This is a genomic window from Bacillus sp. JJ1566 (assembly GCF_036962685.1).
GTDB lineage: Bacteria > Bacillota > Bacilli > Bacillales > Bacillaceae_L > Ferdinandcohnia.
In genome coordinates this window covers 55101-64886 of record NZ_JBALOP010000041.1, presented here as the reverse complement: position 1 = coordinate 64886, position 9786 = coordinate 55101, and the positions used below count along the sequence as shown (strand labels likewise).

At 39.3% G+C, this 9786-nt stretch carries 10 protein-coding genes; all 10 read right to left on the bottom strand.

The window, feature by feature from the left end:
* Positions 1–169: 169 nt before the first annotated feature.
* The 10 genes from V7112_RS16040 to uvrB all read right to left on the bottom strand — a co-directional run bounded on the left by V7112_RS16040 (position 170) and on the right by uvrB (position 9660).
* On the bottom strand, positions 170–694 hold the full coding sequence (locus V7112_RS16040; protein ID WP_335421582.1) for a GNAT family N-acetyltransferase: 525 nt from the start codon (positions 692–694) through the stop codon (positions 170–172).
* A gap of 16 nt (positions 695–710) precedes the next feature.
* A complete protein-coding gene (locus V7112_RS16035; RefSeq protein WP_335421579.1) occupies positions 711–1418 on the bottom strand; it encodes a class I SAM-dependent methyltransferase in 708 nt (235 codons plus the stop codon).
* A 125-nt stretch (positions 1419–1543) separates the two neighbouring features.
* The gene (locus V7112_RS16030; RefSeq protein ID WP_335421577.1) at positions 1544–1909 is read right to left on the bottom strand and encodes a phage holin family protein; all 366 of its coding nucleotides are present in this window, start codon (positions 1907–1909) and stop codon (positions 1544–1546) included.
* Positions 1909–2109 (bottom strand): PspC domain-containing protein, encoded by a 201-nt coding sequence (locus V7112_RS16025; RefSeq protein WP_335421575.1) that lies wholly within the window; start codon positions 2107–2109, stop codon positions 1909–1911. The genes V7112_RS16030 and V7112_RS16025 overlap by 1 nt, the downstream gene beginning before the upstream one ends.
* A 10-nt stretch (positions 2110–2119) precedes the next feature.
* A complete protein-coding gene (locus V7112_RS16020) occupies positions 2120–3220 on the bottom strand; it encodes a DUF4097 family beta strand repeat-containing protein (RefSeq protein WP_335421573.1) in 1101 nt (366 codons plus the stop codon).
* A 15-nt stretch (positions 3221–3235) separates the two neighbouring features.
* Positions 3236–3550 (bottom strand): DUF4870 domain-containing protein, encoded by a 315-nt coding sequence (locus V7112_RS16015; protein ID WP_335421571.1) that lies wholly within the window; start codon positions 3548–3550, stop codon positions 3236–3238.
* Positions 3551–3718: 168 nt separating this feature from the next.
* On the bottom strand, positions 3719–4102 hold the full coding sequence (locus tag V7112_RS16010; protein ID WP_335421569.1) for a hypothetical protein: 384 nt from the start codon (positions 4100–4102) through the stop codon (positions 3719–3721).
* A gap of 314 nt (positions 4103–4416) precedes the next feature.
* Complete coding sequence (locus V7112_RS16005) at positions 4417–4629, bottom strand: hypothetical protein (protein ID WP_335421567.1); 213 nt, start codon at positions 4627–4629, stop codon at positions 4417–4419.
* 170 nt (positions 4630–4799) lie between these two features.
* Positions 4800–7673 carry an excinuclease ABC subunit UvrA gene (gene uvrA / locus V7112_RS16000; protein WP_335421565.1) on the bottom strand — a complete coding sequence of 958 codons (2874 nt, stop codon included), beginning with the start codon at positions 7671–7673 and terminating at the stop codon, positions 4800–4802.
* 7 nt (positions 7674–7680) lie between these two features.
* Positions 7681–9660, bottom strand: coding sequence for an excinuclease ABC subunit UvrB (gene uvrB, locus V7112_RS15995; RefSeq protein WP_335421563.1), 1980 nt, complete (start codon positions 9658–9660; stop codon positions 7681–7683).
* Positions 9661–9786: the final 126 nt, after the last annotated feature.

Sequence of the window (9786 nt, the reverse complement as noted above, 5' to 3'; positions counted from 1 at the left end):
CATTGGATTTGTCTTCGAGGAGTGGTCTCAGAGACAGATTGACCGAAAAACCTGTTGGATTTGTCTCCGAGAAGCAATCTCAAAGACAATTCCTTTAAGATACTAGATTTATATGTCCGAGATAAACATTGTCAAAGACACTCCACTAAAAGAATGTCTTTGAATCATTTCATCTTAACAACGAGTAAACATTCGTATCATGTGGCACTCCATTTTGATACATATACCCTCGCAAGATACCTTCTTTTTCAAAGCCAAGCTTTGTTAATAAATCATTTGATGCTTTGTTCTCAAGAAAAACAACCGCACCAATGCGAGTTAAACCCAGTTCGTTAAATCCGTATGAAATTACTTTTGAAGCAGCCTCGGTAACGTAGCCCTTACGCCAGTATTGGGGATGTAGCTCATACCCAATCTCTGCTCGCTTATGCTTAGGAGACCAGGCGTTGAATCCAATTGTCCCGATGAGTCCATCTCTTTCCTTTAATTCAATCGCCCATCTCATTCCACGCTTTTCTTTATAGTTATTTGCAAAGAATTCAACAAACTGCTCGGCCTGCTTTAATTCCGTTAGAGGATCCTGTCCATAGTAACGTGTTACATCATGATTTGAAAAGCAGTCAAAAATACCTTGAGCATCATGATGTACGATTTCTCTTAATCTAAGTCTTTCGGTTTCTAGTATTGGAACCATTATTGAGTAACCCCCTTTATAACGTTTTTCTAACAACATAAGTAATGGCATTTGTTTTTAATAAAATACCTCTACCATTTCGAACAATTTTATATTCTAATGGCTTTACCAATTGGTTCATTACCTTCCATCCCTTATAGAAATGGTTTAGCTTATTTATCATAGCCTCTGTTGCTAGATTTATTTCCATCAGCGCATCGAGCTTTTTATTCGTTTCTATATCGGTTTCAGATACTTCGGAATTAACAATGATACAATTGATTCCATCCTTTTTTGTACCTTGGGTCATATTTTGTAAAACTTTATCAAATACAGATTCGGAGGATACATGTTCAAGACTTGATACAGCAACGATGAAATCAAATTGGTTTTTCATAATTTGATAGTATCCTATGTCTGTTTTAACCAGTTCGATTACATCCTCTACCTCATACTCTTTAGCATAAAGACTAAGTTTATCTATTGCCGAGGATAACAAGTCAACACACACCACATTCCCCCGGTTATTTTTGATTTCTTTAGCGATAGGAATACTATTCCTTCCGACTCCACAACCTAAATCCAATACAGAAATATTCTTTTTATCAAAAAAAAATGGTAATAGCTCAACCACTGTTTTGACAGGCTTGTATAACCAAGATCCCTCTTCAAATAATTTATAGTTTTCATAACAAAAATCATGGTATTTCTTTTCTTCATTTCGAATAAAATCAACTCTGCTCAAAACGTCCTCCCCTCTAGCCATTAAAAAGATTCGATTAATATAAGTTCAACAAAAAATACGCTAATCCTGCATGGACTAGCGCAACCACATCAAAAATGCCTACCAAATCTGATAGGCATTTAACATTATTTCTTCTTTTTCTCCTGAAGTGGTTCGACGATTACCTTTTGAATCAATAGGTTTAAAATTGAGATAATGACTGCTGCAAGTACCGCGGTGCCAAATCCCTCGATGATGAAGGTGTCGCCCATTAGGGATTGTGTCAGCATTAAGGTAATGGCATTTATGACGAATAAAAATAAACCTAATGATAGAACCGTTACAGGTAAGGTTAAGAGTATGAGAATGGGTTTTACGATAACATTTAAAATCGATAGGATGATACTTGCCGTGATTGCTGCGCCAACACCTTCTAAATGGAAAGTGTCAACATAGCCTGCGACAACCATGAGTACGATGCTATTAACAATTATGCTTGCAATCCATCTCATTACCTATAAGCATCTCCTTCATTTGGTACAATAAATATCCAAACGAGATAAATGAGACCTAGGGAACCCACTCCTAAGAAGAATCCGACGACCGCAAGAATACGTAAAAGGGATGCATCAATTCCGGTGTAATCCGCAAGACCTCCGAGCACGCCTCCTAGCATTCTATTTCGGGTGGAGCGGTATAATTTCTTTTTCATAGTAAACACCTCATAGTGGTTTAATCGTAATTGAGCCTGTTTTTGTTTCGGCAAATAAATGAAGCTTTTGTACTTTTTCTTCATTTGCCTTAAAGCGAAGTGACTTCTGAACAACCTCGTTTTTCTCTTCAATGACTGACATCATCGGAAGCTCTGACTTAAAGCTACCAAGGTTTGATTTTAATTCCCCGTCAACTTGGTAGTCGCCCGCAATGAACATATCAATGCCACCGGTTGTCGTTTTAACAAATGCAGTGTGGCAGATATCTCCTTGAAGGTCACATGTAATATTTCCGTTAAAGCTTTGTAGGTCTACTTTTTCAAAAAGGCCTGTTGCTGTTACTGTACCATTAATTGTTTCAGCTTCAAAATCCTTACTAGTAATTTGAGTTGCGTTAATGTGACCATTTGCTGTTTCTACTTCAACTGAATCAGTATCAAAGTTAGCAATGGTAATAGCGCCATTAGCCGTTTTTGCACGGAATTCCTTTACTCGTAAATTTTCCCCACTAATTGGTCCGTTAAACATGCGCGCCTTGATGCTTTCATAGTTTTCTTGTGGAACATAGATTTTCGCATGTACCTTCATTTGCTTTTTCTGAATCGATAGACGAAGCGCACCATTTTCAATTGAGAATAGTACATCCTCTAAAAATGCTTTCCGCGCTCGCTCCTGGTTTTCGATGTTATACACTTTTGCTTCACATTCAACGCGAACATCCCGCTCTTCCCAAGGGATAATCGTGATACTACCGTTGGAAACGTCAAGGTCAAGCTTGGTAATATATACGTCCTTGTGTTGAAAAATATGTTTTACTTCAACTGCATTACCAAAATTAAAGTCGAGATCTAGATCCTTGATTTTTTTTAGTGCAGTATCGATAAAATCCATGAATTTGTGTTTCGCTGACCCTTTGTTTTCATACGAGCTTTGGTGTTGCTGCTGAGATTGCTCGAACTGAACTTGAGTCGATAGCTCTGTCTTGATTTGCTGTGCTGGGTCCCCGGCTTCTTCTCCAGAATGAAGCTTTTCAATAAGAATGATAGCTTCCTCTGCTGTAAGCTTTCCTTCTTCAACTAGCTTTAAAATTCGTTTTTGTTCTTCTTTCATCAGTAAATTCCTCCTTTAAAATTCATCTTGAGCTAATACTTGAATTCCTTTTACTATGTTCCAGATCACGATTCCGATGTTAATAATGGCTAACAGGATGAAAACTAGCACCATGGCTGCTGCAAATACCTCCACCGACCACATAAAGAAAAACGGAATGATGATAAAAACAACTGTAACTGCTGGAATAATATGTGAAACCAACGCATGGAGGGCATGCTTTTTAACTGCTGGATTTTGTACAAGAAAATAAACTACGATAGGTAAAATAAATCCTGCAAAGAAAACACTGAAGTAACACAACGCTGCAATTAATTTATCTGTATTCACTCTATATCTCCCCTTTACACCTCTATATACGATAACTAAACAATAATGGTTTCAACATTTTGTAAAAATACGACTCGAGGCTTAGGAACCACAGGGACGGTTCTACTGGTTCCTAAATTTATATAATTGTGAGGCGTGAGTTAGAGACCGAAAGAACAGTCCACTTGGTCACCTTTTAGGCTTTCTCTCTAATAGCCCTCGAAAGTTTTCGCGATAGTGCCAGGTTAAGATTCCTTCAAATAAGGTTATTACGATGGCTAAAATTAGCAATTCTGAATCTACAAAAATATGAAATGCTAAAATATTGACGATTAATCCTGCTAAAGCTACCAATGCCAATGGTACATACTGACGAATAATCAAGAGGATACCTGCAATAATTTCGATGCCTTTTTCCATCGCTAATAAATAGCCATCACCCAAAAATTCCATCGCAGCTGGACTTGTTGGAGCAAACGGCTCCAAACCAAATAACACAACATACCCATTTAATCCGGCACCTAGAAATATGGCTCCCAACAAAATTTCAATAATACGAATCACAGTTTTCATTTTTGAACTCCTTTAAGGATCCATAGGGACGGTTCTGATGGTTCCTTTTAAGTTATTTTTGAAATTTCAGAATTAGGAACCAAGAGAACCGCCCCCTTGGTACCCTTATGCTTTTAAGATTACTTTACGGCTAATACCGGTAAGTCTGGCTAGTTGTCTTGTAGATAGTCCTGTTGATTTGAGATTTTTGATATGTGCATCTCGTGTTAGTGGATTTGTTATTTTTTGAAGGTCTAAACAGTGGTCTATATCGCAGATATTTTTGATGATTTCAATTGCTTTTTTATCCGTAAGTTTCTTTTTGTCATTGATCTCTAAATATTTTCTGCTGACTCTTGCATGTGAAACTTTTTAAAATGGGTCAACGCTATCTTTTCATTTTTATGAAACAATCCCAAAATAAAGTCCTTTTCTATGATTTTAGACTTTACAATATATTCACCATAGCTACTCCATAGGTAACTTGAGATATCCTCAACCATTCCGGCTTTTAAAGGATTTTGGTGAACATATCTAATTACATTCAATAAGTATCACCTATTAGCATATTTCTATCATTCTAAGATTACCATAATTTGTCTGAGGTGAGGTCAAAAATAAACCTCTCTTACAAAATAATAAAAAAATTCCGTCCTGTAATTAAGCAAAACGGAATTTTTTCATGCAACGAACCACAAGAACCGTCCCCCTGGTTCCTTTATTTCGTCACGGTTTCTTTTTCTTTAATTAGTTCTTTCATTCGCTGGCGGTCGCGTTCAAGGACTGGTTTTAGGTAGTGTCCGGTGTGCGAGGCTTCGATGCTTGAGATTTCTTCTGGTGTACCTGTTCCTACGATGGTGCCACCTTTGTCCCCGCCCTCTGGTCCAAGGTCGATGATGTAATCAGCTGTTTTTATGACATCGATATTATGCTCAATTACAAGAACTGTATCTCCATTTTCCACAAGTCTCTGTAATACCTTGAGTAATCTTGCGATGTCATCCACATGTAGTCCGGTTGTAGGCTCATCCAGAATATAAAACGTCTTTCCGTTGGAGCGACGATGTAATTCGGAAGCGAGCTTCACACGCTGTGCTTCTCCACCGGATAATGTTGTCGCTGGTTGTCCTAATTTAACATAGCCTAGTCCAACATCATAAAGTGTTTCGATTTTACGCTTGATACGCGGGATGTTTTCGAAGTACGAAACCGCCTCTTCAACCGTCATGTCTAAGATATCTGAGATGTTTTTATCTTTGTACTTTACTTCTAATGTTTCACGGTTATAGCGTTTACCATGACAAACCTCACATGGAACATAGACATCCGGAAGGAAGTGCATTTCGATTTTAATAATCCCATCTCCACGGCATGCTTCACAGCGTCCACCTTTCACGTTGAAGCTAAAACGACCTTTTTTGTAACCTCTTACCTTAGCCTCATTTGTGTTAGCAAACAAATCGCGAATATCGTCAAACACCCCTGTGTAGGTAGCTGGATTCGAACGTGGTGTCCTACCAATAGGAGATTGATCAATATCAATAACCTTGTCTAGATGCTCAAGACCCTTAATTGTTTTGTATTCACCAGGTTTGCTTTTTGCACGGTTAAGCTTTTGGGCCAGAGATTTATGAAGAATCTCATTCACTAATGTACTTTTACCTGAACCGGATACACCTGTAACCGAAACGAACATACCTAGAGGAAACTTCACTGTTACATTCTTTAAGTTGTTTTCCTTCGCTCCGACAACTTCGATAAAACGACCGTCGGGCTTTCTTCTTTCCACTGGAAGCGGAATAAACCTTTTACCTGCAAGGTATTGGCCAGTTAAGGAATTTGGATCCTCCATCACTTCTTTTGGAGTGCCTGCCGAAATAATTTCTCCTCCATGTGTTCCAGCCCCTGGACCAATGTCAATTAAGTAATCTGCTGCAAGCATTGTATCCTCATCATGCTCTACTACAATTAACGTGTTTCCAATATCTCTCATGGCTTTTAATGTATCAATAAGTCGGTCATTGTCTCGTTGGTGTAGACCAATTGATGGTTCGTCTAAAATATAGAGTACACCCGTTAACCGTGAACCAATCTGTGTCGCAAGACGAATCCGCTGGGCTTCCCCACCTGATAAGGTGCCGGCTGCACGACTTAGCGTCAAATAATCAAGTCCCACATTGACTAAAAAGCCAAGTCGCTCCTTTATTTCTCGAAAAATAAGGTTTGCAATTTGCCTATCCTTTTCAGAAAGCTCTATGTTTGAAAAAAACTCTAAAGATTCTTTGATGGAAAAGTCGGTAACATGTGAAATATGTTTACCAGATATCAAAACAGCAAGGCTTTCCTTTTTCAACCGATGACCTTTACAGGAAGGGCAAGGCTTTTCACCCATGTATTTTTCCATTTGCTCCCGAATATAATCGGAGCTCGTTTCTTTGTAACGTCTTTCTACATTTCGAAGAACGCCTTCAAACTGAATAAAATTTTCACGAACTTGGCCGAAATCATTTTCATAATGGAAAAAGATTTCCTCGCCATCACTTCCATATAAAACTTTATCCATTAAAGGCTTTGGTATGTCCTTAACTGGGACATCCATATCAATCCCGTAATGGCTGCAAACTGCTTCAAGCAATTGCGGATAATATTGTGAGCTTGTTGGCTCCCATGGGGCAATCGCATGCTTGCGAAGTGACAAATCCCAGTTTGGAATCACGAGATCAGGATCGACCTCAAGCTTACTTCCTAAACCATCACATTCAGGACACGCACCGAAGGGACTGTTGAAGGAGAACATTCTCGGCTCAAGCTCACCGATTGAAAAGCCACAGATTGGGCAGGAATGGAGTTCACTAAATAAAAGCTCCTCTTCCCCCATAACATCAATGATGACCCTTCCTTCACCAAGACGAAGTGCCGCTTCAAGTGAGTCAGCTAGTCTCGAAGCGACACCCTCTTTTACGACAATGCGGTCTACAACAACCTCGATTGAATGCTTTTTATTTTTTTCTAGCTCAATGTCATCCGAAATCTCTAGCATTTCTCCATCTACGCGAATCCTTACATAGCCTTGCTTTTTAATATCCTCTAGGACCTTTACATGAGCACCTTTGCGTCCTGATACGACAGGAGCAAGTACTTGAAGCTTTGTACGTTCAGGGTATACTAAAATTCGGTCCACCATTTGTTCAATGGTTTGCGAAGTAATTTCAATTCCATGATTCGGACAAATCGGTTTCCCAACGCGGGCATATAATAAACGCAAATAATCATAAATCTCTGTAACCGTTCCGACGGTTGACCTCGGGTTACGGCTTGTTGTCTTTTGATCAATTGAAATCGCAGGCGAAAGTCCTTCGATTGAATCGACATCTGGTTTATCCATTTGTCCTAAAAATTGACGTGCGTATGCAGAGAGGGACTCGACATAACGACGTTGTCCTTCCGCATAAATGGTGTCAAACGCAAGGGAAGACTTACCTGAACCAGAGAGACCTGTAACGACTACTAATTTGTCTCTCGGAATCGTAATGTCTATATTTTTTAAATTATTCGCCCGTGCGCCCTTCACAACAATTTTATCTAATGCCATGCTCATTTCATCCTTCCGCTTTTAACTCCAAAATTAAATCACGTAATTCAGCTGCTCGTTCGAAATTAAGTGCTTTTGCTGCTTCCTTCATTTCTGTTTCCATATCAGCTATGACTTTATCGCGTTCCTTCTTCGATAATCCAGTCAACTTAGGTGCTGCTTCGTAGTTTTCCGTTTCCTCTGCAGCTACCGTAGCACGAATGACATCGCGAATTTCTTTTTGGATGGTTTGTGGCGTAATACCATGCTTTTTGTTATATTCCTCTTGAATCTCACGACGTCGTTTTGTTTCATTAATCGCGATTTCCATTGATTTTGTTATCTTATCGGCATACATGATAACTCTTCCGTTCGCATTTCTTGCTGCACGACCAGCCGTTTGTATGAGCGACCTTTCTGACCTTAGGAATCCTTCCTTATCAGCATCTAGAATCGCAACAAGTGAAACCTCCGGAATATCTAGGCCTTCACGAAGTAAGTTAATGCCAACTAGGACATCATATTTACCCATACGAAGATCACGAATAATTTCGATCCGTTCAAGGGTTTTAATTTCGGAGTGTAAATAATTCACCTTAATTCCAATATCCTTCAGATAGTCCGTTAAATCCTCAGACATTTTTTTCGTTAAGGTTGTTACAAGAACACGTTCATTTTTATTCACGCGGTCTTGGATTTCACCTAATAAGTCATCAATTTGACCTTGAATTGGTCGAACATCAATGATTGGATCTAATAATCCAGTTGGACGAATAATTTGTTCTACCATTTCATCGGTATGTTCGATTTCATATGGTCCAGGTGTTGCGGAAACATTGATAATTTGATTAATGTGTTTTTCGAATTCTTCAAAACGCAATGGTCGGTTATCCAATGCGGAAGGAAGACGGAAGCCATGATCGACCAATACTTGTTTCCTCGCTTGGTCCCCATTAAACATCCCGCGAATTTGTGGCAAGGTTACGTGCGACTCATCCACAACAATTAATAAATCTTCGGGAAAATAATCCAATAAAGTATACGGTGTTGAACCAGGTGGTCGTAATGTAAGATGACGGGAGTAGTTTTCAATTCCCGAACAGAAGCCCATTTCACGCATCATCTCAAGGTCATAATTCGTCCGTTGCTCAAGACGCTGAGCCTGAAGCAGCTGGCCATCTTCACGAAACTTCTCCAGCCGTTCTTCCAGTTCCGCCTCAATATTTTTGATGGCGATTTGCATTTTTTCATCGCGGGTTACGAAGTGGGATGCCGGGAATATTGCGACATGTTCGCGTTCGCCCAGAATCTCACCAGTTAAGGCATCAACCTCGCGTATCCGATCAATTTCATCACCAAAAAACTCCACACGAATACAGTGCTCATCACGTGAGGCTGGAAAAATTTCAACAACGTCCCCTCTTACACGGAAGGTACCGCGACGGAAGTCAATGTCATTTCGTTCATATTGAACATCCACTAATTTATGTAAAAGCTGATTACGCTCGATTTCCATTCCTGTACGGAGGGAAACAACGAGTTCCCGATATTCCTCTGGGGAACCTAAGCCATAGATGCACGATACACTGGCAATGATGATGACATCGCGTCGTTCAAATAGCGATGATGTCGCAGAGTGACGTAGTTTATCAATTTCATCATTCACACTTGAATCTTTTTCAATATATGTATCAGAGGAAGGAACATACGCCTCCGGCTGGAAGTAATCATAATAGCTGACAAAATATTCAACAGCGTTATTAGGGAAGAATTCTTTAAACTCACTGTAAAGCTGTCCAGCTAATGTTTTATTATGCGCAATAATTAGGGTTGGTCGGTTTAGCTCTTTAATCACATTTGAAATCGTAAAGGTTTTCCCTGTTCCAGTCGCACCTAGCAAGGTCTGATATTTTTTCCCCGCTTTGATTCCTTCAATAAGCTCCTTGATGGCTTTTGGCTGATCACCCTGTGGGGAATACTTAGAAACTAATTCAAATTGATCCTTCATTTACCTTCCTCCCATTCATTTTTCGTGATTTATCTGAACCGTTTTATGTATTTTTTCACTGACTTTTTCTCGATAGAAACATTGTACCACAAACTGACATAAAACAAACAAAAATACGAACTGATA